The sequence below is a fragment of the Actinoalloteichus hymeniacidonis genome (assembly GCF_014203365.1).
Classification (GTDB): domain Bacteria; phylum Actinomycetota; class Actinomycetes; order Mycobacteriales; family Pseudonocardiaceae; genus Actinoalloteichus_A; species Actinoalloteichus_A hymeniacidonis.
The window spans coordinates 2,399,015-2,422,232 of sequence record NZ_JACHIS010000001.1; the positions used below are offsets into that span (position 1 = coordinate 2,399,015).

24 protein-coding genes are annotated in these 23,218 nt (G+C 66.6%); 13 read left to right on the forward strand and 11 right to left on the reverse strand.

What is annotated here, in order from left to right:
- Nucleotides 1-35 precede the first annotated feature (35 nt).
- Both BKA25_RS10560 and BKA25_RS10565 read right to left on the reverse strand, forming a co-directional pair.
- On the reverse strand, nt 36-767 hold the full coding sequence (locus tag BKA25_RS10560) for a DNA alkylation repair protein (protein ID WP_069853796.1): 732 nt from the start codon (nt 765-767) through the stop codon (nt 36-38).
- Between the two features lie 80 nt (nt 768-847).
- A complete protein-coding gene (locus BKA25_RS10565) occupies nt 848-1,780 on the reverse strand; it encodes a LysR family transcriptional regulator (protein WP_069850203.1) in 933 nt (310 codons plus the stop codon).
- 82 nt (nt 1,781-1,862) lie between these two features.
- Between BKA25_RS10565 and BKA25_RS10570 the strand changes: the two genes are divergently transcribed.
- Together BKA25_RS10570 and BKA25_RS10575 are read left to right on the forward strand one after the other, a co-directional pair.
- The gene (locus BKA25_RS10570) at nt 1,863-2,657 is read left to right on the forward strand and encodes a TSUP family transporter (RefSeq protein ID WP_069850201.1); all 795 of its coding nucleotides are present in this window, start codon (nt 1,863-1,865) and stop codon (nt 2,655-2,657) included.
- 136 nt (nt 2,658-2,793) lie between these two features.
- Nucleotides 2,794-3,405 (forward strand): WD40 repeat domain-containing protein, encoded by a 612-nt coding sequence (locus tag BKA25_RS10575; protein ID WP_157421129.1) that lies wholly within the window; start codon nt 2,794-2,796, stop codon nt 3,403-3,405.
- Between the two features lie 25 nt (nt 3,406-3,430).
- On the opposite strand, the gene BKA25_RS10580 is transcribed toward BKA25_RS10575, so the two are convergent.
- Together BKA25_RS10580 and BKA25_RS10585 are read right to left on the reverse strand one after the other, a co-directional pair.
- Nucleotides 3,431-3,883 (reverse strand): protein-tyrosine phosphatase family protein, encoded by a 453-nt coding sequence (locus BKA25_RS10580; RefSeq protein ID WP_069850197.1) that lies wholly within the window; start codon nt 3,881-3,883, stop codon nt 3,431-3,433.
- A gap of 17 nt (nt 3,884-3,900) precedes the next feature.
- On the reverse strand, nt 3,901-5,286 hold the full coding sequence (locus tag BKA25_RS10585) for an MFS transporter (RefSeq protein ID WP_084643128.1): 1,386 nt from the start codon (nt 5,284-5,286) through the stop codon (nt 3,901-3,903).
- Nucleotides 5,287-5,361: 75 nt separating this feature from the next.
- On the opposite strand from BKA25_RS10585, the gene BKA25_RS10590 reads away from it, so the two are divergent.
- Nucleotides 5,362-5,925, forward strand: a complete 564-nt coding sequence (locus tag BKA25_RS10590; RefSeq protein ID WP_069850195.1) for a winged helix-turn-helix domain-containing protein — start codon at nt 5,362-5,364, stop codon at nt 5,923-5,925.
- A gap of 33 nt (nt 5,926-5,958) precedes the next feature.
- Here the strand turns inward: BKA25_RS10590 and BKA25_RS10595 are convergent, their stop codons facing one another.
- The 4 genes from BKA25_RS10595 to BKA25_RS10610 form a co-directional block, all read right to left on the reverse strand.
- Entirely contained in the window at nt 5,959-7,098 is a 1,140-nt protein-coding gene (locus tag BKA25_RS10595) for an epoxide hydrolase family protein (RefSeq protein ID WP_069850193.1), read from the reverse strand.
- Nucleotides 7,099-7,247: 149 nt separating this feature from the next.
- Entirely contained in the window at nt 7,248-8,087 is an 840-nt protein-coding gene (locus BKA25_RS10600) for a DUF4097 family beta strand repeat-containing protein (RefSeq protein ID WP_069853794.1), read from the reverse strand.
- Nucleotides 8,088-8,218: 131 nt separating this feature from the next.
- Nucleotides 8,219-8,749, reverse strand: coding sequence for a histidine kinase (locus tag BKA25_RS10605; protein ID WP_069850191.1), 531 nt, complete (start codon nt 8,747-8,749; stop codon nt 8,219-8,221).
- A gap of 88 nt (nt 8,750-8,837) precedes the next feature.
- Nucleotides 8,838-9,455: a TetR/AcrR family transcriptional regulator gene (locus BKA25_RS10610; protein ID WP_069850188.1), complete on the reverse strand. Its 618-nt coding sequence runs from the start codon at nt 9,453-9,455 to the stop codon at nt 8,838-8,840.
- A gap of 145 nt (nt 9,456-9,600) precedes the next feature.
- Between BKA25_RS10610 and BKA25_RS10615 the strand changes: the two genes are divergently transcribed.
- From BKA25_RS10615 to BKA25_RS10655, 9 genes are all read left to right on the forward strand, one after another.
- Nucleotides 9,601-10,629 (forward strand): aldo/keto reductase, encoded by a 1,029-nt coding sequence (locus tag BKA25_RS10615; RefSeq protein ID WP_069850185.1) that lies wholly within the window; start codon nt 9,601-9,603, stop codon nt 10,627-10,629.
- Between the two features lie 207 nt (nt 10,630-10,836).
- The gene (locus tag BKA25_RS10620; RefSeq protein WP_069853793.1) at nt 10,837-11,673 is read left to right on the forward strand and encodes an alpha/beta fold hydrolase; all 837 of its coding nucleotides are present in this window, start codon (nt 10,837-10,839) and stop codon (nt 11,671-11,673) included.
- Between the two features lie 195 nt (nt 11,674-11,868).
- Complete coding sequence (locus BKA25_RS10625; RefSeq protein WP_069850183.1) at nt 11,869-12,396, forward strand: SRPBCC domain-containing protein; 528 nt, start codon at nt 11,869-11,871, stop codon at nt 12,394-12,396.
- Nucleotides 12,397-12,487: 91 nt separating this feature from the next.
- Complete coding sequence (locus tag BKA25_RS10630) at nt 12,488-13,531, forward strand: RNA polymerase subunit sigma-70 (RefSeq protein WP_069853792.1); 1,044 nt, start codon at nt 12,488-12,490, stop codon at nt 13,529-13,531.
- Between the two features lie 117 nt (nt 13,532-13,648).
- On the forward strand, nt 13,649-14,590 hold the full coding sequence (locus BKA25_RS10635) for a phosphotransferase family protein (RefSeq protein ID WP_216637735.1): 942 nt from the start codon (nt 13,649-13,651) through the stop codon (nt 14,588-14,590).
- 195 nt (nt 14,591-14,785) lie between these two features.
- Nucleotides 14,786-16,849 carry a DUF262 domain-containing protein gene (locus BKA25_RS10640; protein WP_069850181.1) on the forward strand — a complete coding sequence of 688 codons (2,064 nt, stop codon included), beginning with the start codon at nt 14,786-14,788 and terminating at the stop codon, nt 16,847-16,849.
- A gap of 118 nt (nt 16,850-16,967) precedes the next feature.
- Nucleotides 16,968-17,618 carry a TetR/AcrR family transcriptional regulator gene (locus BKA25_RS10645; RefSeq protein ID WP_172803815.1) on the forward strand — a complete coding sequence of 217 codons (651 nt, stop codon included), beginning with the start codon at nt 16,968-16,970 and terminating at the stop codon, nt 17,616-17,618.
- Complete coding sequence (locus BKA25_RS10650) at nt 17,615-18,517, forward strand: alpha/beta fold hydrolase (RefSeq protein ID WP_069850180.1); 903 nt, start codon at nt 17,615-17,617, stop codon at nt 18,515-18,517. The genes BKA25_RS10645 and BKA25_RS10650 overlap by 4 nt, the downstream gene beginning before the upstream one ends.
- Before the next feature lie 181 nt (nt 18,518-18,698).
- The gene (locus BKA25_RS10655) at nt 18,699-19,502 is read left to right on the forward strand and encodes a GNAT family N-acetyltransferase (RefSeq protein WP_172803814.1); all 804 of its coding nucleotides are present in this window, start codon (nt 18,699-18,701) and stop codon (nt 19,500-19,502) included.
- A gap of 22 nt (nt 19,503-19,524) precedes the next feature.
- On the opposite strand, the gene BKA25_RS10660 is transcribed toward BKA25_RS10655, so the two are convergent.
- From BKA25_RS10660 to BKA25_RS10670, 3 genes are all read right to left on the reverse strand, one after another.
- Nucleotides 19,525-20,520, reverse strand: coding sequence for an LLM class flavin-dependent oxidoreductase (locus tag BKA25_RS10660; RefSeq protein ID WP_236750976.1), 996 nt, complete (start codon nt 20,518-20,520; stop codon nt 19,525-19,527).
- A gap of 73 nt (nt 20,521-20,593) precedes the next feature.
- Complete coding sequence (locus BKA25_RS10665; RefSeq protein WP_069850178.1) at nt 20,594-21,124, reverse strand: hypothetical protein; 531 nt, start codon at nt 21,122-21,124, stop codon at nt 20,594-20,596.
- Between the two features lie 184 nt (nt 21,125-21,308).
- Nucleotides 21,309-21,872, reverse strand: a complete 564-nt coding sequence (locus BKA25_RS10670; RefSeq protein ID WP_069850176.1) for a TetR/AcrR family transcriptional regulator — start codon at nt 21,870-21,872, stop codon at nt 21,309-21,311.
- Nucleotides 21,873-21,998: 126 nt separating this feature from the next.
- Here BKA25_RS10670 and BKA25_RS10675 point away from each other — a divergent pair, with 126 nt between their 5' ends.
- Nucleotides 21,999-23,201, forward strand: coding sequence for an MFS transporter (locus BKA25_RS10675; protein WP_069850175.1), 1,203 nt, complete (start codon nt 21,999-22,001; stop codon nt 23,199-23,201).
- Nucleotides 23,202-23,218 lie beyond the last annotated feature (17 nt).

Here is a 23,218-nt window from a genome sequence, read left to right on the forward strand (position 1 = left end):
AGGTCGATCGATGCTGGGGTCGATGCTGGGGTGTACTAGGCCGTCCGCTTCTTGAGCCCGCGATAATAGGCCCGTTGGTCGGCGTCGAGGTGCTCGATCGCGTAGCGCAGCATGGTGCGTGGCATGGCGGCGGCGTGTTGGTCCAAGAACGCGAGCAATCGAGCGGGATCCTTGCGCCCCGCCTCGCGCACCCATCCGCCCGTGGCCTTGTGGATCAGATCCTCCTCGTCGCGGAGCAGGATCTCCGCGATGGCGAACGTATCGTGCACCTCGTGGTGTCGGAGGAAATAGCTGGTGCCGACAATCGCGGTACGTCGCTCCCAGATGTTTCTCGAGCGGGCCAGCCGATACAGAACGTCGCGAGATCGGTCGAACAGATAACCGCCAACCACATAGGGCGCGGCGAGATCGACCAGGTCCCAGTTGTTGATTCGATCGATCCGCGACAGGTACAGCTCGAACAGTTCCCTGCGACGTTGCTCGTCGGTCTTCTTTCTCCTGGCCTGCTTGTCCATCACGCTGAGTGCACCCGCCCGAACCTCGTGGATCGGGCTCTCCAAGAGCCGTTCGAGCTCGGCGGGCGCTAGGTCGATGAACTCTTTCGCCAGGGCGAAGACCTGGCCCATCCGCACCCCGATGAACTCATCTCCCTCGCCGTACTCGCCGACGCCGGACTTGAAATAGCGCTGGATCTTACGCAGTTCCTCCTCTGAACGGTGGCTTTCCAACCGTTCGACGAAACGTGCGGCAGTCAACTCGATCGGCATGCCGTCCTCCTGTCGGCCCGGTACTCCGCCGATCACAGTCTGCCGTCGACCGCCGACAGAACCTGTGCGGAAGCGCCGAGCTAACTCTGATGCCCGTCGACTATCGAGGAGCCACCCTCCGTCCCCCGCCGCGCGGCGGCTCGTAGGTGATCGGCCAACGCGGTCCGGATCTCCGGCTCGCCGCGTTCCCGAGCACCCCAACACAGCAGGTGGGCGCGGCGAGCCCAGGAATCGGTCAACTCGCAGACCTCCACGGCGGACTCCGGCGCGACGGATCGGCGAGGCACCACGGCCAGCCCGACACCCGCGACGGCCAACGCGATCAGCGTGGTCAGATCCGGGACCAGCGTGCGAAAACGGGCTGCGGGAGCGTTCGCCCCGAGGCTCGTCTCGATCCAATGCTGAAGGGAGGAACCGGGCCCGAGACCGACCAGCGGATGTTCGGCGACTTCCCGATAGGACACGGCGGCCCGGTCCACCAGCACCCCACCGGCCTGGCCGATCGCCACCAAGGAGTCGTCACCCAACGCCTCGATCGGCAGCTCGTCGCCGATCGCCTCGTGGCTCTGGACGATGCCGAGATCGGCCTCGCCCGCCGCCAGCAAGCGCATGGTCTCGGGGGTGCGACATTCGCTGACGGTGACGTCGACGTCGGGATGACTGCGCAGAAACGAGACCAGCGCCTGCGGCACGAATCGATGCATCGCCGAACCGCCCGCCAGGAGCACCAACGGTGCCGCCGAGGGACGTGCATAACTGGCAACCGCGCCTTCCAACAGCGCGGTCTGGGCGAGAACCTCGTGAGCGTGTCGGGCCAACGTGCTCCCTGCCGGGGTGGGACGCACGCCTCGTCGACCTCGGACCAGCAGCGTCACCCCGGCGTGATGCTCCAGGGCCCGGACCCGCGCACTGGCCGAGGGCAGGCTCAGGTGCATCCGGCGGGCCCCTGCGGTGATCGACCCCTCGTCCACCACATGCAGGAACAGCCGTAGGTCGTCCAGGTCGTAGCGCACCAGTTCAGCCTATGGCCCAGCCTTACCCTGACTGCGGAGATCGCGCATTGTGCCCGGCGTGGGTCGCGTCGATGCTCGACAGGTGGCCGAGTTTCTCTTCCTGCTGCTCGCCGGTGCAGTGGCGGGCGCGCTGAACGCTGCGGGCGGCGGCGGAACCTTCGTCGCGTTGCCCGCGCTCGTGGCGACAGGCCTGTCCCCGGTCACCGCGAACGCCGCAGCGACCGTCGCGCTGGTGCCAGGAGCGCTGGTGAGCGCCTGGGTGTATCGGCGGGAGGTGCTGCCGATCGGCACGACCTCGACGAAAGCCCTGCTCACCGCCAGCGTCCTCGGCGGTGGCGCAGGCGCGGCGCTGCTGTTGACCCTGCCCTCCGAGTCGTTCGACGCCGCAGTGCCGTGGCTGCTCGCCTTCGCCACCATCGTGTTGGCCTTCGGCCGCCCGTTGTCCGCCAAACTGAGCGCGCTGCGCCAACGTCGCGCCACCGCCGGTTCCGGCTCGGTGCCCTCGGCCGCGATCATCGGCACCCGCACGATCCTGATCGGACAGTTCATCCTGGCGATCTACGGGGGATACTTCGGCGGAGCCGTAGGCATCCTGATGCTCGCCTTCTGGAGCATCGGGCTGGGCCTGGACACCGCCACCAGCAATCCGATGCGCATCGTGCAGCTGGGCGCCGTCTACCTCACCGCGACCCTCCTGTTCCTCGTCGCCTCCGACGTGCTCGCCGAACCGCTCCCACTGGCGGCCATGCTGGTAGGAGCGCTCGCAGGCGGCTATGGCGGCGCTCACCTCGTCCGTCGCCTCCCACCCGGCGTGCTCCGAACGGTCGTGTTGACGACCGCGGTGGTCATGACAGTTCTGTATTTCCTGCGTGGGTGACGGTTTATCCGTTGCGGGCCGGTCAATTGCTGTACAGAATCCCGGGCCGGATACTTCCGGAGTGTCCGTATTGGGCGCACCAGCTCGCTGCGCGATTTACCTTGTCGTGTCGGGGCCTCTCCTAGGCTTCGCGCCCGTGTCTTCGCCTTTGAGCCTTGTCCAATCCAGTCGGATTCCCTCTGAGTCGCCGATCCTGGACTTCGACCTCGTCGTTCACGATGGACGGATCCTATTGGTCTGCGCGGACTTCAGCGGCGCGGTATTCAGCTGGGATCCGATTGCGGACGAGTGGACCGGTCATCAGCTGGACAATCCCTGGGAACCCGGCGGGTACGAGTTCGGCGACGTCATGGCGATCGGCGCTCAGGTGGTGGGCGGTCGGATCGTGGTCGGTGGGGGAGGTGAGCACCAATCGCTCGCGCAGTGGGATCTCGAAACCGGGCGGGTCCGGGTGCACGCCGATCCCGACTTCGGCGGAACGGCCACGGTGATCAGTGCTCAGCTTGATGGGCGCTCCTTATTCGTCAGTGGTGACAGCAGCGTGCCCGCTCCGGTTCGGGTATGGGATGCGTCGGACCAGGACGAACTCACCGAAGGCGGCGACATCGACAGCTACGCCGAGGACATGGAGCTGTCCGGGCATCTCGACGGTGTCGGCGGGCTGGCAACGGGCACGATCGATGGCAAGCCGTTGATCGTCTCCGGAAGCTGGGACTGTGGCGTGCGGGGGTGGGAAATTCGGTCGTGAACGGCGACGACCGGATCGTGTCGTGTCAGGGCTGCCTCGGGTGATCGGTGGTCGAGCGGAACTGCTTGACGAAACGCCGTTGCCAGGGTGTCTCGACGGCGTGCCGGGAATAATGCTTGCGGACATAATCGACCGCTTCGGCCGCCGGCACACCGTCGAGTACGGCTAGGCAGGCCAACGCGGTTCCGGTGCGGCCACGGCCGCCCCCGCAGGCGACCTCCACTCGGTCGGTCTCGGCCCGCTCCCACGCCGTCCGCAACGCCTCGACCGCCTCATCGCGGTCCGACGGCAGCCAGAAGTCGGGCCACCGCAACCAGCGGTGCTCCCATTCGACCTGCGGTGGCGGGTGACCCAACAGGTACAGGCCATAGGTGGGTTCGGGACCCGGCGGAGCGGGCTTACGTAGGCCTCGTCCTCGGATCAGTCGGCCCGATGGCAGTTGCAGCACGCCATCGCCGGGTTTCCACGAAGAGATCATCTTCGAACGCTACCGTGTCACCGACTCGGTTCGGTGGGATTCGCCTGCTGCTCGGCGGCGACAATCGCCGAGGTGGTCACGCCCCGCATGCCGATCAACTTCGCCAGCAGCACGATCGTCATGACCAGGAACACCGTGGAGAGTCCGAAGAGCTGCGCGAGTATTCCGCCCATGGCCGCGCCCAGCGGCATGGTTCCCCAGGCGAGAAGTCGGTAGCCGCTGTTGACTCGGCCGAGTAGGTGATCGGGGACGATCCGCTGCCGCAGCGACACGGTGAGCACGTTCCAGATCATGGTGGCCGCACCACCGAGGAAGAACGCTGCGGCGATGAGGATGAGATCGGTGGTCACCACCAGGACCCCGAATTGGATCGCGCCACACAGAATGGTGGCCGCGAGCGTCCAGCCTCGGTCGAAGGTGCGTTCCACCCACTCGGCGATGAAGGAGCCTGCCAACCCGCCTGCGGCCGTTGCGGTCATCAACAGTCCGAAGGCCGGGGCGGACAGGCCCAGGGCCGACTCGGGACCGACGGCGTAGAGGACGAGGACGGCGAACACGGCGTTGGCGGCGAAGTTGTGCATGCCGACCAGCACGGCGAGCGTGCGCAGCAGCCGTCGATTCCAGAGGAAACGCAGTCCCTCCGCGATGTCGGCGCGCATCGTCGTCTGCTTCGTCCGCGCGACGCGGAAACGACCGCGCACCAGTAAGAGCGCCGCCACCGCAGCCGCCCACAAACCCACCGGCGCCGCGAATGCCACGGCCGCACCCGCGACGGCGAGCACGCCCGCCAGCGGCGGGCCGACGAACTCGTTGGTCGTCAGCTCGGCGGCATACAGCCTGCCGTTGGCGCGCGGCAGCTGATCACGCCGCACCACCTGCGGCATGATCGACTGCGCCGAGGTGTCGTAGATCGTCTCGGTGATGCCGATGCACAGCGCGATCGCGTAGAGCACCCAGATCGAGCCGACATCGAAGACGATCGACACCACCAAACCGGCCAGCACGGTGACCCGGACGAGATTGGCGCCGATCATCGCGCGCCGTCGGTCGAGCCGGTCGGCCAGCGCGCCCGCCGGGAGCGCGAAGAACAGCCACGGCAGCGTCAGTGCCACGGTGAGCCCCGCGATCAAGGTCGGGGAGCGGGTCAACTGGACCGCGACCAGCGGCAACGCGATCTTGAGGATGCCGTCGGCCAGGTTCGACAGGCTCGATGAGGTCCACAACCACCAGAAGGACGAGCCCAGTGAGCCTGCGGGTACGGGCTTGCCGCGCTCGCCGGAAGGTTCTGAGGCCGATCCGGAGACCTCGGTCCGTCGGGGAACAGCTTCGGTCGTCGTCCCCGGGGGCGACTGTGCATCGGGGCGCGTTGCGGGAGCCGAGTGCCCCGCGTTGTCTGCCGTCATTGGTGGAGAATTGCACATCGATTGAGAAAACTCCATCGATTCGATATTTCGCCTGTCGAGCTTTAACGTTCGTCCATGCGCGATGAGTCGACCGAGGTGTCCCCGGACGAATCCCATCCCGGACCCGGTCGGCGCCGCCCCGCGACCGACCGCGAGGTGAAGGCGTTGGGCCATCCACTCCGGCTACGCATCCTGCGGCTGTGTGGGCAGCGGGACCTGACGAACAAACAGCTCGCCGACCGGCTCGACCGCGACCCCGGAACGGTGCTCTACCACGTCCGACAGCTCGTCGAGGCGGGCTTGTTGGAGCCCGCGCCCGTGCGCACCGGCGAGAGCGGCGCTCTGGAGAAGCCCTACCGTTTCAGCGGGCACACCTGGTGGCTGGATGGGCCGCTCACGGATGTCGAACCGACGTCCCGCTACGCACCCATCCAGGCATTCCAGGAAGAACTACGGGAGGCAGGCCCCGACTCGGTCGAGGTGTACGCGCGGTTCGCGTTCCATCTCGGGCAACGCGACCGCGAGGAGTTGGACCGGCGAATCCAGGCGGTTCTGGACGAGTTCGTCGAGACCGATGCCCAGCGTCGTGATCAGCCGCTCTACAACGGCATCATGATTCTGCACCGAATGCCGGACTGAGAGCGAAGAGCCGGCGAACCAGGTCACCGACCATCAACCGCGCAGCGGTCGGAAGAAGGTCCGCATCCGGTCGGCGAGCAGGTCCGGCGTCTCCTTGCCCGCGAAGTGACCGCCGCTGGGCAGTTCCTCCCACACCCGGATGTCCCGGTAGGTCCTGGCCGCATAGGACTGCGGGAACCCGGTCTCACCCGGGTGCACCGCGACGCCCACCGGCACCTCGATCTCCGGAATCGAGGTGTCCCAGCGGTGGTCGCAGTAGGGCTGGAACGAGGAGCCGATCGTCTCGGTGACCCAATAGAGCATCACCGTGGTGAGCACCTCGTCACGAGTCCACGAGCTCTCGAACTCGCCGCTCCAACCACGGAACTTCTCGACGAGCCACGCCGCGAGCCCGGCAGGCGAGTCGTTCAACGTGGCGGCCAGCGTGTCCGGCTTCGACGCCTGTAGTGCGCTGTAGGCGGTCTCGCCCTTCCACTTCTCCGCGAGCCGGGTGGTGAACGCGACCTCGGCCGCACTCAGATCTTGTTTGCGCTCGTCGGGGGCGAACGCGGCGTGGGTGGCGAACAGGCCGAGCACCTGCTCGGGATAGCGCGCCGCGAGCCAATCGCTGATCGGGGCGCCGACATCCTCGCCGTAGGTCGCATAACGGTCGTAACCGAGCACCTCGGTCATCAGGGTGTGCCACCGAGCGGCGACCACCCGGGGGACGAACGGCTCGTCCCGCATCGGCTCCGAGAACCCGAACCCCGGCAGGGACGGGATCACCACATCGAAGGCGTCGCCCGGTTGCCCGCCATGCGCGGCGGGATCGGCGAGCCGGGCGCCCAACGCAAGTAGCTCGATGAAGGAATACGGCCACCCATGGCTGAGTATCACCGGAATCGGCTGCGCATCATCGGGCGTCGGCTTGGCCCGCAGATAGACGAAGTGGACGGTTTCTCCGGCGACGTCCGCAGTGAACTGCGGAAACGAGTTCAGCTGGCTCTCCCGCGCGCGCCAGTCGAAATCGGTTGCCCAATACTCGATGAGATCACGCAGGTAGTCCGGCGCGGTCCCCACGCCCCAGGCCGTCGGTTCCTGCTGCCGCACCGGCCGGGCGAATCGCGTCTGCCCAAGCCGTCGGCGGAGATCGGCGAGAGCGCTGTCGGACACGGCGATGCGGAAGGGTTCCATCGGCGCAACGTACTCATCCCGACCGACAAGGAATCGGTGTTCTCCCTGGTCCGTGTCCGACACCGACCGTGGCTGTCGGCCTGCATCCGACCGCGTCTTTCGGACTCCGAACGGTCGGATGCCACGACCACAGCCACGGCTCGCGGGACTCACGCGCGGCAGATCTTGATGTCGCCCAAGGCGGTGCGGGCCTTGATCTCGACCCGATCATCGGATTCGGCCGGACCGGCGACCGCGTCGAGCCGGTTGTCGACCCGGCCCAGCTTGGACCGGGCGTCGACGAGGGCTGCCGTGCCCGACCGGATTCCGACATCGATTCCGCCGACCGCGGTGCTCAGCACAACCGACCCGCTGGCGACCTCGCCGACCTGGATGCTGCCGTTCGCGGTCTTGGCACCCACGCTGCGGTGCGCGCGATCGATGGTGATGGCGCCATTGGTCGCATTGACCCGCAGATCGCCGGTCACGGCACCGACCCGGGACGCGCCGTTGGAGTTCTTGATGGTGGCCGGGCCATCGACGTCGTCGACCCGCACGCTTCCCGAGCCTGCTTTGACCTCGCAACGGCCCACCACGCGTTCCACGGTCACGTTGCCTGCGTGACTCGTCAATTGCAGTGCGGCCGTCTGTTCGAGGTGGATGTCGCCGACGTCCGAGGTGAACTCGCAGTCGCCGAGCGGTCCCTGACTCCGGAAGGTCACCACGGACGCATCCGCGCGGACGCCCGAGCCTGTGGGTAACTCGACGCGCAGGTCGATCGAGCCGGGCTTGCCGAGGAAACCACGTTGTCTGGGAGTGATGATCGTGAGTCTGCCGTCGGTGTAGTCGACCCTGGTCTGTGCTGCGGCGGTCACGTCGGCGGAGCGGGTGGCGTCGCTGGGTTGCACGTCGACGACGGTGTCGGTGCGGTCACTCGCGATGATCCGCGCTTCGCCGACGACGAGTTCGAAGCGGGCGAGAATCGGTTGCGGGGTGGCGAAAGTAGGCATGGCTGAGCCCTTCTCGTGAGTCATAAGGATGTTTCACCTGGTCAGGCCAGTGTGAGTCGAGGTGGGGGCCCGGTGAGACGAGGCGCCCGCGTCAGGCGACCGGGTGATGTGGACCTGGCGGCGGCCGGGTGTTACCGCACCCAACCGGTGTAGTGCCCGCCGAGCGGGCCGCGTCGCCCGGCCTGCGAGCGCCTCGGTTCGTCGAGATCGAGTGTTCTCGTGGTGGCCCGGACGAGCCACGCGTTGACCGAGAGGCGTTCCCGCCCGGCTGCCTCCTCGATGCGTGCCTTGAGGTGTTCCGGCGGTCGGAAATTGATCCGGGCTGCGGGACCCTCGTCGGTGGGCGAGGAGCCCGCGCGTGCCCCATCGTCCGGTGCGGGGAGGTCGTCGATCTCGGGAGCTTCGAAGGCGGCTTCGGCTGGCGCCGGTGTCACGACGAACTCGGGATCTCTGCCCCGGAGCCGGACGTCGACCGATCCGGGCGCCAGATCGCGGGTGATCTCGTTCGCCGCCGTCGACAGCGCTTCGAGCAGCGTGAGTCGGACTGCGGAATCGAGCGGCGCCATGAGACGTTCGGCCAGCACTCGGGCGTCCTCGCCGCTGGCCTCCGCTGCCGTGGCCAACTCCAAGCGAAGCCGCTCGACGAACGAGTTGAGTTCCATGACGCCATCATGGCACCGCGATGGCGTCATGGCAAGGAATTCGCGTCAGATTGGCGCCATATTGGCGCCACGACGGCATCGGGCGGCGTTACGGTGTCTCCCGGCTGCCTCCGTAGCGAAGTCCGTCGACGAGCAGCGCCACCATGCGTTGGTTGTGCTCGATCCCTTCGCCTGTCACGGGTAGGCACAGGTGGGCGACGGCGTACAGCAACTCCTTCGGGCCGACGTCGGCGCGAATCTCGCCGCTGGCGGCCGCGGCATCGAGCAGTGATTCGAGGGTGGGACCGAATCGCCGCATGAAGTAGCCGGGTAGGGCATCGAAAGCCGGGTCGCCCGAGTGCAGGGCGGGCGCGAGCGCGGGCTTGGCCGCGAGGAACTCGGTGTACCTGTGCAGCCACTTCGCCAGTGCGTCTGCCGGGCGGTTCGCCGCAGTCAGCGCCGGTGCTGCGTCGGCGCAGGCGTCCACCTCGTGGCGAAACACGGCCGTGACCAGGTCCGAGCGTAGTGGGAAGTGCCGGTAGAGAGTTCCGACTCCGACGCCTGCCAGGTCGGCGATCTCCTTCGCGGGTGCGTCCACGCCTGTCGTGCCGAACACCGTCTTGGCCGCGTCGAGCAGGGCGTCGAGGTTGCGTCGCGCATCGGCGCGCAATCGACGCGGGGCGCGCTCGGGTGTGCCCGAGTCGGTGGAGTCGGCTCCGTTCGACATCGGATCCTCGGTCAATGTCCACCCTCCACTTGCGTAAGTGGAAAGCTGTTCCGTATTATTCCGGAATAGCTTTCCGCTTCGGTACAGGTTACGTGCGCGGCCAGGCCGCCGCGCATCTTCGACCGCAACCCCAGGGAGAAACCGTATGCAGTACCGCGTTCTCGGCCGGACCGGCATCAAGGTCAGCCCCTACGCACTCGGCACGATGATGTTGGGCGCCATCGGCAACACCGACCACGAGGATTCGATCCGCATCGTCCACCGAGCGCTGGATGCCGGAATCAACTTCGTCGACACCGCCGACCGATACTCGCAGGGCGAGTCGGAGGAGATCGTGGGCAAGGCGCTGAAAGGGCGGCGTGACGACGTCGTCCTGGCCACGAAGTTCTGGGGACCGATGGGAGAGGATCCCAATCGGCAGGGCGGCTCGCGACGCTGGATCATCACCGCGGTAGAGGACTCGCTGCGGCGTCTGCAGACCGACCATCTCGATCTCTACCAATTGCACCGCCCGGACCCCGACACCGACATCGAGGAGACACTCTCCGCGCTGTCGGACCTCGTCCGCAGTGGGAAGGTCCGGGCCATCGGGTCCTCCGCGATGCCGGCCTCCGACATCGTCGAAGCCCAATGGGTGGCGCAGCGGCGCGGCTTACAACCCTTCCGAACGGAACAACCGACCTACTCGATCCTCAACCGAGGCATCGAAGCGGAAGTACTGCCCGTTGCTCAACGCTACGGAATGGGCACGCTGGTATGGAGTCCGCTCGCGAAGGGGATGCTCACCGGACGCATCCGAAAGGGACAGCAGACCGACCTGCGCCGCGCTGCCATCTTCGACAGCTTCACCGATGAGCATCGCCTCGACGTCATCGAGCGGCTCGTTCCGCTCGCCGAAGAGGCAGGCCTGCCGATGACACATCTCGCGATGGCCTTCGCCATCGCCCATCCCGGCGTGACCAGCGCCATCATCGGACCACGCACGATGGACCATCTCGACGACCTGCTCGCGGGTGCCGAAGTCACGCTCACCGACGAGATCCTCGATCGGATCGACGAGATCGTGCCGCCCGGAACCGACATCGGCGTGCCCGACCTGTCCGCCTACCTGCCCCCGGCTTTGCAGAACCCGGGACTGCGACGTAGGCCCGCAACCGAACGCGCCGCCTCCTGAGCATCGGTTTCCGCCTGCGCGCCGCTGCGGCACAAGGGGCTGCGCAGGCCGAGCCGGTGCTTCCGCAGCCCATCGGCGCGGCGGCATAGCGCTCACCTCGGCGAAATGTCGCTGATGGGCGGCTCGAAGCGTTCCGAGGAGGCCCGGATCGGTCGTGGTCACCACAATCCACGATGCGAGCGCGGCGGGATGAGCCATCCTGTACTGATGCAGCTCGACCGTAGTTTCTCCTGGCATGGCCGTGAGGTCGCATGGACCAAGACGGGCACCGGACCCGCGCTGGTGCTCTGCCATGGCACACCATGGTCGGCCGCCCTCTGGCATCCGTTCGCCGAGGCCCTGGCCGCCGATTTCACCGTGTACCGCTGGGACATGCCTGGTTATGGAAGCTCGTCCAAACACCCGGACCACCCCGTGGATCTAGGAGTGCAAGGCGAGCTCCTCGCCGATCTCCTCGAACACTGGGAACTCGACTCGCCGCACGTGATCGCGCACGACTACGGCGGAGCGGTCTCGTTGCGCGCGATGCTGCTGCACGAGGCGCGATACTCCTCGTTGTGCCTGGTGGACGTCGTGGCGCTGCGCCCGTGGGGATCGCCCTTCTTCACCCTGGTCAAGGAGAATGCACACGTCTTCGCGCAGCTCCCGGCGTCGGTGCACCGGGGCGCGCTGGAGGCCTACATCGCGGGCGCCAGCCACCGGGGCCTGCGTGAGGACGAGATGCACACCCTCATCGCGCCCTGGTTGGACGAGGAAGGTCAGGCCGCGTTCTACCGGCAGATCGCGCAGGCCGACGAACGGTTCACCGCCGAACTGGAACCACTGCTGGACAGGATCGATATCCCGACGCACATCGTCTGGGGCGCCGACGACACCTGGATTCCGGTGGATCGGGCGGAACGACTGCGGCAGGCGATCCCCGGCGCCACGACCAAGATCGTGTCGGGTGCAGGTCATCTGATCCACTACGACGCCCCGGTCGCGCTGGCCACCGAGCTGCGCAGTTGGCTGACCAGTGTCGAACCTGCTGCGAGACCTCGGTAGACGGCGGACCCGTACATCGTGCTCACGTCTGGCGATATCCCGAGTCAGGTGACTTCGCCCGTCCACGAATTCGAGCGGGAATCGCCCGTTGTGGTGTGGAACCGATGGCCGAGCGAGCACCGGAGTCGTCTCGTTCTCCCGATTCGTACCGGGCATCGGTTGCCACAATATTCCTATGTAGCTATATTTCCGACCATGGATATACCCGAGCTGGGACAGCTGACCACGACGAACGACGGGCGTTGCAGGCTCACGTTCGAACGGAGATCCCGTCGCTCCAAGGAGAAGGTCTGGCGAGCCATCACCGAGGCCGAGCACCTGCGGGGTTGGTTCGCCCAGTATCTCGACTACGACCGATCACAGCTGGACTTCTCGGCCGACGGCGCCGAGCTCGTCTTCCATCCGGCACCCGGATCGAACGAGATCCCGGTGGAGGTCGGACAGGTGATCTCCTGCGTCCCGCCATCACTGCTGGAATACACCTGGGGCACCGAGGTCCTGCGCTGGGAGCTGGCCGAGGCCGAGGACGGCGGTTGTCGGCTCACCTTCGACAACATCTTCGACGACCCGTCGTTCGCGCCGTTCAACGCCTTCGGTTGGCACGTCGGCCTCGACCGACTCGCCGCCGTGCTCGGCGGCGACGACCCGGCGGGGATCCGCCTCGAAACAGACACGCCGGCTGCAGGTGATCTGCAGGCGCAATACGAACGGTCTTTCGGCTGAACCGGATCCCGGTAGCGAGGTCGCACCGATCAGTTTCGTGGGCAGGCACCGTCATACCGGTATGAAGTACAGCGATGGACTCGACGAGCACATGACTGAGGAAGGCGACGGGGCGTCCGTGGCCGAGCGGGACACGGTGCTGGCCGTGGTGCGCGATGGGGACGAATCGGCTTTCGCCCAGGTGGTGCGGCGCCACGAGCGCGAACTACGGGTGCACTGCTACCGGATGGTGGCGTCCTTCGATGACGCGGAGGACCTCACCCAGAAGACCTTCCTCCGAGCCTGGACCAAGCGCGACACCTTCCAGGGCCGATCGACGTTTCGTGCCTGGCTGTATCGGATCGCGACCAACGCCTGTCTGGATTTCCTGGACCGGCATCCGACTCGCCGGCTGGCTGCACCGGGACCCGGACCGGCATCCCCGGTGACGATCCCTTGGCTGTCGCCCTTCCCGGATCACCTGCTGCCTGCCGCCCCGGAGGAGGAAGAGCCTGCTGCTCGTGCAGTGGCGAAGGAGACCATCGAACTGGCCTTCCTGGCGGCCATCCAGCATCTTCCCCCTCGCCAACGGGCGGTGGTGATCCTGCGCGACGTGCTGGGCTGGCCCGCATCGCATACGGCAGAACTCTTGGGTGACAGCGTCGCCTCGGCTAACAGCGCACTGCAACGGGCGCGCGGAACCCTCCGAGAGCATCTCCCGACCCGTCGGACGGAGTGGGCGGCCACCACGGAACCGAGTCAGGCGGAACGCGCGTTGCTGCGCCGCTATGTCGCTGCCAGCGAGCAGGCCGATCTCGCGGCCTTGACCTCGCTGCTTCGATCGGATGCGCGGTTCGGGCAACGGCCCGGAGCCAGTGGTCATACCGAGGGCGAGACGCTCCGCTACGACGGGCGCGACGCCATCATCGCGGCGTGGACACCGGCCTGCGATGGCCCCGACGCGATGGAGTTCCGTGTGTTCGAGACCTTTGTGAACCGGCAACCCGCCGCAGCGGTCTATGTCCGCGCGAAGGGAGAGTCGGTGTATCAGGCATTCGGACTGGACGTGCTGCGGACCGAAGGCGACCAGGTAACCGAAGTGCTGGCCTTCACCGCCGACGTCTTCCCGATGTTGGGGCTCCCGGCGACCTGGTGAGGGCGGCGAATAACGGACGGCGGCAGCAGAAATGACTGGCGCCTGCCGCGCGTGAGGAGGTATCACGTGGCGGTAGGCGCTACCAGCCGCCCCGATGTCTGACAGGAGAATGGAACGGTGAGCCAGCCGACAGAACTGTGGACCGACTTCTTCCGCACACTCGGATTCAACCAGGCCGAGGTCATCGGGCGCGGAATGGAGGGCGAGGTCTTCAGGCTGACTGCCGGGCTGGTGGGCAAGGTGTGGCATTCCCGGCAGGTCGGTGAACTTCGACCGCTGAGAGATCTCTACGCGGAACTGGCCGGTCAACGATTGCCCTTTGCCACCCCGGAGATCGTCGATAACACCGAGCACGCGGGACGGCAGGTGACGATCGAACGGTATCTCCCCGGTGAATCCCTGCGTTCGAAGCTTGATTCGGGCCAACTATCGAAGGCGGCGGCGCTGGAGGCCACCGTGAACGTGGTCGCTGCCCTCCAGAGGACCACCGCAGGCGCTGCGGCGCGGTCACTGCCCGTCTTGAGCGAAGGACGTCCACTGTGGGCCGGGCACGACACCTGGTCCGCGGCGCTTGCCTGCCTGGTGCAGCGCCGCGCCGACCGCTTCGCTGGGGTGTTGCGGGCTTCCGTAACCGACTTCGACCGGAAGCTCGCCGCCACAGTGGACCTGCTCAACGCCTTGCCCGCCACCGAGCCGCAGCTCGTGCACGGGGACATCTGTCCGGAGAACATCCTCGCCAGCGATTCCGGAGAGCCGACCGCGTTGCTGGATTGGGGCTTCGTCAGCACGGCCGGGGATAATGCTTTCGAGGCTGCGGCCGCCGCCGGATTCTTCGACATGTACGGCCCGGAGGCCAGGGACGACGATGACACCCTGATGAAGGTTTTCGCCGACCGGCTCGGACACGCGGTGGAGACGCAGTTGTTGTACCGGGCCGCCTATGCGATCGCGGGCGCCAACTCCTATGCCGCTGATGGGGCGGACGGGCATTTCCGGTGGTGCGCGGCGGCGCTCGATCGGGCCGATGTGACCGAGCTGCTGCTCACCTCGTCGCGATAGTGTCGAGTGCGGTATGCCTGGTACCGAGCGGATCTCATCGGCAGGTTAGAGGATATCCACCCATCGGCCGATTGCGGGGCAGTCGAACAGCAAGTATGTCCGCACCGAGCGGCTCGGTGTATTCGTCGAATGGCTACGATCATCTCTCATCGAGGACACCCGCTGCGACTTTTTCACGGTGTCGTGAGGAGAGTAATGAAGGCCAACGAGACGAAGCTCCGTGATTTGTTGCAGGGTGAACGACAATACCTCATCCCGCTCTACCAGCGCCGTTATAGCTGGGAGCGCAAAGACCTGCAGCAATTGTGGAGCGATCTCAGCGCGCTACTGGAAGACGACACCGAGGCCGCGCATTTCATGGGGTCCGTCGTGCTCGCTCCCAGCCCGACGAACACGGCAGCCGGAGTGCAGGGTTGGATCGTGGTCGACGGGCAACAACGACTCACCACCTTGAGCATTCTGCTCTGCGCGATCCGCGACCACGTTCGGGGAGATGACCCGAAGCTGGCCGAGAAGATCGACGATCTGTACCTGTTCAACAAGTATGCCGCCGATCAGGAGTGCTACACGCTGCTGCCTACCCAAGCCGACCGGCAGGCCTGGATCTCGCTGCTGGAGCAGGCCCCGGATGCGGGCGGTGAAGACCGTATCGGCCAGGCATACCGCTACTTTCGCAGTGCGCTCGTCGCGTTCGACGACCCGGACGACCCGCACGACATCGCCCGGATCGAGCAGGCTATCGCCGGCCGGTTGAGCATTGTGGAGATCGCCGCGCATCGGGACGACAACGTGCACCGGATCTTCGAATCCCTCAATTACACCGGCCAGCCGCTGACCCAGGCCGATCTGCTGCGCAACTATCTCTTCATGCGCCTTCCGACCCAGGGTGAGGACGTCTATCGCAGGCAGTGGCTGCCGTTGCAGGAGCTGCTCAGCAACAAACAGCTCGAAGAACTCGTCTGGCTCGACCTGGTGCTGCGGGGCGATGATCGGGCCACTCAGGAATCCGTCTATCAGGCCCAACAACAGCGGTTGGACGCCTTGGACGGCGAAGCGCCGTTGGTGGAATGGATCACCGAGCTGCATCGAAAGGCACGACTGTTCCGCGCCATCATCGAGCCGTCCTCGGCGATCACGGACCGGTTGCGCCAGGCGCTCGGGCGGCTGGATCGGTGGGGCGCCGGGGTGGTGCGTCCGATTGCCCTGCGGATCCTGCTGGCGCACGATGACGGTCGGCTTTCCGATCACGAGGCATCGGACGCATTGCGGGTCGTCGAAAGCTATCTGGTCCGGCGCATGATCACTCGCATCGGCAGCACCGGATCGAACCGGGTACTGATGTCCTTGGTGAAGGAGATCGGCGAGGAGACCCCCACGGCCGCCGCGATCACCAAGGCGTTGTCGGGCCCGAGGAAGAAGTTCCCGACCGACCGGCAGCTGCGCGATGCCGTGCTCACCAACAATTTCTACTGGGCCGGACGGGGCACCCAACGGACCTTCGTGCTGCGTAGCCTGGAGGAGGATCATCGACATGGCGAACCGGTCGACTTCGATAAGTCGGGACTGACCATCGAACACGTCCTCCCGCAGTCGTTGACCGAGGAGTGGCGGCAGATGCTGGTCGAGGGCGCTGCCGAGGATGAGACGCCGGAGGACCTCCATGGAATGCTCGTGCATACCCTGGGAAACCTCAGTCTGACGGCGTACAACGCGAAACTCGCCAACGACGGTTTCACCGCGAAGAAGAAGATTCTCGCCGACAGTGGGCTGCGGATGAACCGCGAGATCGCATCGTCGATCAACTGGGGCGCCACCGAGATTCGACACCGGGCACGTGGGCTGGCGGAACGTGCCGTCCGAATCTGGCCGGGGCCGGACGAATCGGCGATCGCGGCACCGACGATGCCGCAATGGCGTTTGATGACTCAGATCCTGGCGTCGATCCCCGCCGGACGGTGGACGAGCTTCTCGGATGTCGCCGAGGTCATCGGCTCGAGCCCGAATGCCGTCAGTGCGCGGCTGACCAGTGTTCCGACGGCCAATGCGCACCGAGTATTGAAGGTCAGCGGCGAGGTATCGGCGGATTTTCGGTGGCCGGACCCTGCGGTGACCGAGGACCCGATCGTGCTCTTGCAGTCGGAGGGGTTGCACTTCAGTGAATCGGGACGAGCCGCCGCCGCGCAGCGCATCTCCGCTGCCGAGCTCGCTCGTTTGATCGACCTGGATACGGATGTGCCCGAGGTGACGGGCGGAGCCTGAGCGGTGCGCCACCTGCTGCGGTGAGTCGTCCCGATGGTGTTCGTGTCTTCGGGGCGGTTCGCCGCGCCTCGCTAAATGACCGATTGCACGAGATCGGTCATTTGGTTATCCTGTGGGCGTGCCCAGATTGCAGATCAGCCGTGATCAGATCCTCGATGCCGCCGCCGCCGTGATCACGCGTCACGGCTTCGCCAAGGCATCGATGGCGGATTTCGCGGCGGAGGCCGGCGTCTCCAAAGGACTGCTCTACCTGCGCTTCATCGACAAACCGGCGCTGCTGCGTGCCTTGCTCGATCGGGAGTTCCTCAGCGCTTTGCGGATCGTGACGGCTGCTGTCGAGCAGGACGAGCGCGGCGGACTGCTCTCCCGGATCTATCTGCACTCGATCGCGGCGTTGAACAGCAGGCCGCTGCTGTTGGCCTTCTACCGAGATGACCAGCAGCGCACGCTGGCCCGCTTCGTGCGGGAGGCCGCGCCGGAACGCTATACCGCACGCATCGAGGCGGGGCGGCGGTTCATCGATCGGTTGCGAACCGAGGGCATGGTGCGCAGCGACCTCGACGGGCGACTCGCCGATGTGCTGTCGGTGTTCGCCTTCGGACTGACCATGACGGCTCCCTACGCGGATGTCGAATCGCTGCTCGGTGGGTTCGCCGAATTGGTCGCGCAGAGCATCGACAGCGATGTCGACGACACCTCGGCGGGCAAACGCGTATTCGCCGAGTTCACCGCGGAACTGGCCGCATCAACTGAGGAGCAGACCCGATGAGCGCACCAGCGAGAGTCGACAGGTTGATCCCGAACGGTGCACGGGAGGAATTCCTGGCGGTGGACGGGGGACGGGTCCGCCTATTACGCAGTACGACCTCGGGGGACGGGGTTCCGATGCTGCTCATCCACGGTGGTGGATCCGACAATGCCGCCATCTCTTGGAACCTGCTGTTCGAGCCGCTGTCGCGAGATCGTCCGGTGATCGCCCTCGATCTTCCGGGATTCGGCTACACCGAAGGACTGCCCATCACCGGCACGGCGCAGGGGATGGCTCGGCAGGCAGATCGCGTTCTCGAAGTGTTGGGGATCGAGCGAGCCATCGTGGTCGGCGTGTCGATGGGCGGCGAGGTCGCGCTTCGCTTCGCACTGCATCACCCGGATTCGACTGCCGCAGCCGTGGCGATCGCACCGGGTGGGCTCATCGAGGTGTATCGCAATCCGTTGGCGCACCGAATCGCCTGGCTGGGCACCACGTTGCCCGATGCCGTGCTGCTTCCGTTGTCCAGCGTGGCCAATCGCTTCACGCGGTCGGTGATCCGGCACATGGTGCACGACATCGAAACCCTTCCCGCCCCGGTCGTCGACGAGATGGTCCGGGAAGCGCGACGGCCGCGAGCCGGTTACGCCTATGGCCGATACACCAAGGCGGCGATCGGGTCGAAGCGGATGCACAACAACCTGCTGCCGAGCGTGGCGCGGATCGCTGCGCCGACGCTGCTTTTCCACGGCAGTCAAGATTCCCTCGTCGACCCGGAAGGGTCCCGGGCCGCAGCGAAACTGATGTCCGATGCACGGCTGGTGATGGTGCCGGATTGCGGCCACTGGGCGCAGATCGAGAAACACGAACGCTTCTGTGCGGAGTTGGCGGCTTTTCTTGCACAGCACCACATCGACTGAATTCGCCGGGGACACCCGAAAAGATGAACTGCCCCGAGCATCCCGCCGAAATTCCGCCACATCGTGGCGGGACGAACGGGTCGAGCTGGATGATGTGGGCAGAGATCCACATCGACCTTGTCGGCGCCGTGTTGCCAGCGGGGACGATCGATGTGCGCAACGGATAGCGAGGCCGCCCGAAGTGACGGACATCAACCCCGACTCGGTCGAATCGATGCGGCAGCTCGTCGCCGGCTGGCGTCCCCTGGTGCTCGACGCAGCTCCTACGGCGGACATCCGGGACCTACCCGGACTGTCCATCCGCTGGGCGGATTCGCGATTCCTGTTCTGGAATGCGCTCACCTTCACCGAGGTGGGCGCCGACTCCTCGATGCTGGCCGAGCGCCTCGATCAAGCGGCGCGGATCATGCGGGCGAAGTCTCGCCCGGGCAATCTGTGGCTCTTCGAGGACCTGTTGGATGAGGCCGCCCGCTGGGCATTGCCCGAGGCCGCCGAGCGTGCCGGGCTGACGCTGTCGTTCACCGGGGCAGGCATGGCCATCGATTTCCGCCCAGACCTCGAACCGAGCCACCCACTACTGACCTTCGTCCGAGTGACCACCGACGAACAGATCGAGGCCTACGCGGACCTGAACTCCCGCGCCTACGGCTTCGACCTCGCCGACGGACGCGACGGACTGGTCGGCTCCGAGCTGTGGAAGACCGAGATACACGCCTACCTCGGCCTCCTCGACGGGGTCCCGGTCACGGCGGCGGCCACCATGGCCTGCGACGGCCGACTATTCGTGGTGCTCGTCGCAACCGCCCCGGAACACAGCCGCCAGGGTTTCGGTGCGGCGGTGACGCGCAAGGCGCTCCACGAGGGCGCCCGCGCCACCGGACTCACCCGAGCCACCCTGCACGCGACACCGGACGGCGCCTCGGTGTACCGGCGAATCGGTTTTCAGGCGAACTCTCCGATCCACTTCTATTCGCTCGCCGGGTGAGGTCGAGCGGCCGTCAGCGGCGTCAGTGCGGTTGCGGGAACAGCCGCGCCAATCTGCGGTAGGAGTCGAGTAGCCCGTCCTCGTCGTAGCCGCTGGTGCTCACCAACACCTCATCGGCCTCGATGGCTCCGACGATGGCCGCCAGTGCCTCGGTGACCTCGGCCTCGGTGCCGTAGAGGTGACCGCGCATCGCTCGGTCGAACTGCTCTCGCTCCCAGTCGGTGAATTGCCGAGCCAGGATGTCCCCGACCGGCTCCAACGGCGGGAAGACCCCGTGCACTCGCGAGTACGCGCTCGACCACGCCTCCGGAATCAGGAGCCTGCGGGCCTGCTCGGTGGTCTCCGCGACGGCGATCGATCGGGAGAGCACCACATACGGCCGTGACGTCAGCGCCGAGGGTTGGAATGTCTCGCGATACTGGTCAACGGACTGCCGCAGCGCCTCATCGCCTCGAATGGCGGCGATCACCAGCGGCAGGCCTGCCTGCGCGGCAAACTCGACGCCGGCACCCGTGGCCAGGATGAACATCGGAATCCGAAGGCCCTCGGCGGGCACGGCACGCACCGAGGCATCCGGTGTGGCGGTGAAGTAGCCCAGCAGCTCGGCCACCGACTCGCCGAAGCGCTCGGCCGATTCTCGGTCGCGGCCCAAGGCCCGGCGGATCTTCGCGGTGAAGCCCAACGAGCGTCCGAGGCCGAGGTCGATCCGGCCGGGGAACATCGATTCGAGCACTCCGAACTGCTCGGCCACCACCAACGGCTGGTGATTGGGCAGCATCACCCCGCCGGTGCCCACCCGGATATGCGAGGTCGCCGAGGCCACCGCAGCCGCCAGCACGGTCGGCGCCGCCCCAGCCACGCCGGGCACCCCGTGATGCTCGGCAACCCAGAATCGGTGGTAGCCCAGCCGTTCGGCCTCGACCGCGAACCGGCGAGTGCGCTGCAGCGATTCCGCCGGAGAGTGCCCACGCCGCACGAGCGAGCGATCCAGGACGGAGAGGCGTGGGGTTGCGGTCACCTCCACGTCAACACCGGACGGGGCGGCGGGGATTCCCGCCCGCCGCGTCGACGCCCCGATCGGGATGCGCTGCTCAGGCCTCGGTCTGGAACGCGAACTCGAAGTCGTCGCCATCGCGGCCCTTGACGCAGCCCAGCGCGGCGGTCTCGCCGTCGTCGACGGTGCAGGACCAGCCGTCGGACAGCTCCACATTGCCGAGGGACGCCTCGGCCTGTTCCTCGGGGGAGAGCTCGAGGAATTCGCCCGTCACGTTAAACGCCTCGGTGCAGCCGACCAGACCGGCCGCCGCAGGCAGGGCGATCAACCGATGCACCTCACCGGTGTGGAGTTCGATCTCGCCGCAGTCGACGGGCTCCAGGTCGTCGGTCGCGAGGGTGTTCGCGTCGCCGGAGGTCTCGTCCTCGGTGGCTATCGAGTCGTCTGCGGTCTCGTCGTCGGTGGCTATCGAGGTGTCCTCGGTTCCGGCGGTGCTCTCGGAAGTGGCCGCCGAGGTCTCGCCAGCGCCATCGGCAGCCGAACCCTGATCGTCGGGTGTCTGACCGCACGCCGCCAGGAGCAGGCCGCCGGCCACCAAGGCCACCGGGGCGAGCAAACGTCGATTCATCGCGGGTTCCTCCTATCGGCGTTCAAGATCTCTTCACTTATTGAGACGCCCGACCGTCCGACAGGTTGTCACCGAATGAGATCTTAGTTGGGAAATATCCGACATAGATCGTTCTGGTTGTCCGATCCCCCCGTTGATCGACAGGATGCGACGGCCTCGTCGCCTGGGTGGTGAGAGTGATCTCCTACTCGGGGTCGAGCCGGTCGGCGACCGCGCGCACCGTCGCCAGCACGAGTTCGCGTGACAGCGGGGCGCCCTCGAAGGTCCGGTGCAGCGGCCAGCCCTCGATCAGGGCGTCGAGCGCACGGCAGGCGTCCTCGGAGAAATGCATGGCCAGGCTCTGACGGCTGGTGCCGATCCACTCGCGGGCGATGGTGTGGCAGGCCGCGTCGTGATTGGCATACGAGTAGAGCTCGAACAACGCCGTCATCTCGCTGGGAGTGGCGTAGCCCGGACCGCAGATCAGGTCCGTGACGACCTCGCATGCCTGCGCCCGATTCGTCGCGGCCGTCAGCGCGCTTCGGTACTTGTGCGACATCGTCGAGGCGAGCAGGGTGAAGGCCGCTCGCAGGATCGACGGCAGTCCGTCGAAGTAGTACGTCACCGAGCCCAGCGGCACCCCGGCCCGCTCTGCGATCAGGCGGTGCGTCGTCTTGTGGACGCCGTGGTCGGTGAGTACCTCCAGCGCCGCCTCGACGATCCGTTCCCGGCGCCCCTCGTCATTCGGTACCCGCCGTCGTCCCCCCATCGATCTTCCTTCCGCCGGGGCCGATTCCGTCGGACAGCGACCCTTCCATAGCTTGCCCAAGCGTGTGTACGGTTGTCCACGAAAGTGTGTACATCTGTACATGTTGTCGGTCAGGCAAGGAGTCCCGTGGCCCACCCGATCGCTCAGCGCCGCCTAGCGCTCTTCGTGCTGTTCTTCCTCCCCGGCATCGGGATCTCGTCCTGGGTGACTCGAACTCCCGCCATTCGCGACCTCCTCGACGCCTCGACCGCGCAGATGGGGCTGGTGCTCTTCGGGCTGTCGGTCGGGTCGATGGTCGGAATCCTCTCGGCGGGTCCACTGGTGAAACGCACGGGAGCGCGGCCGATCATCGTGCTCGGGATCAGCTCGTTCGTCCTGAGCATGCCGACCATCGGTCTGGGCAGCGCGTTGTCGATGCCGCTGCTCGTCGCGGCGGGCCTTTGCCTCTTCGGATTGGGGATGGGGGCGGGTGAGGTAGCGATGAACGTCGAGGGCGCGGACGTGGAGAAAGCACTCGGCAAGCCGTTCCTCCCCGCATTGCACGGCTGCTTCAGCCTGGGCACCGTCGTCGGCGCCGCCGCGGGGATCGTGTTCACCGCCACCGAGTTCTCCGTGGTCTGGCATCTGCTGATCGTCGGCGCGATCGCCTTCGCCGCCTTCGCTCTCGTCATCCGCGCCGTGCCACCCGGCACCGGTCGCAGCATCGAGACGAAACCGGCCGAGGGAACCGTGCGACGCGGTCCCGTGTTGTGGCGAGATTCCCGGCTGCTGTTGATCGGCGGAATCATGCTGGCGGTGGCCTTGACGGAGGGCACGGCCAACGACTGGCTCCCGCTGATCATGGTCGACGGACATGGTTTCGACGCGGAACTGGGCTCGGCGATCTACGCGGCGTTCGCCGCCGCGATGACCGTCGGCCGATTCGTCGGCGGCCGAATCGTGGAGCGTGTCGGCCGCAGTCGGGTACTCGGCGGCAGTGCGGTCCTCGGCGTCCTCGGGTTGGCGCTGGTGATGGTCGTCGACAACCAGATCGTCGCGGGCGCCGCCGTGGTGCTCTGGGGCTTGGGCACCTCGCTCGGTTTCCCGGTGGCGCTCTCCGCAGCGGGGGACTCCGGTCCCGACACGGCCGCGCGGGTCTCGTTCGTGGCGACCGTCGGCTATGTCGCCTTCCTCGTCGGGCCGCCGGTGCTCGGTTTCTTCGGCGAGGAGTTCGGCCTTCGTGCGGCGTTGATCCTGCCGATGGTGCTGCTTGCGGCAGCTGTCTTCCTCTCGCCTGCTGCGGGACCGCGTCGGGGCGACCGCACCGACGAGCGGATGGAAAGCGCCTGACCACGGTGCGGCCGACC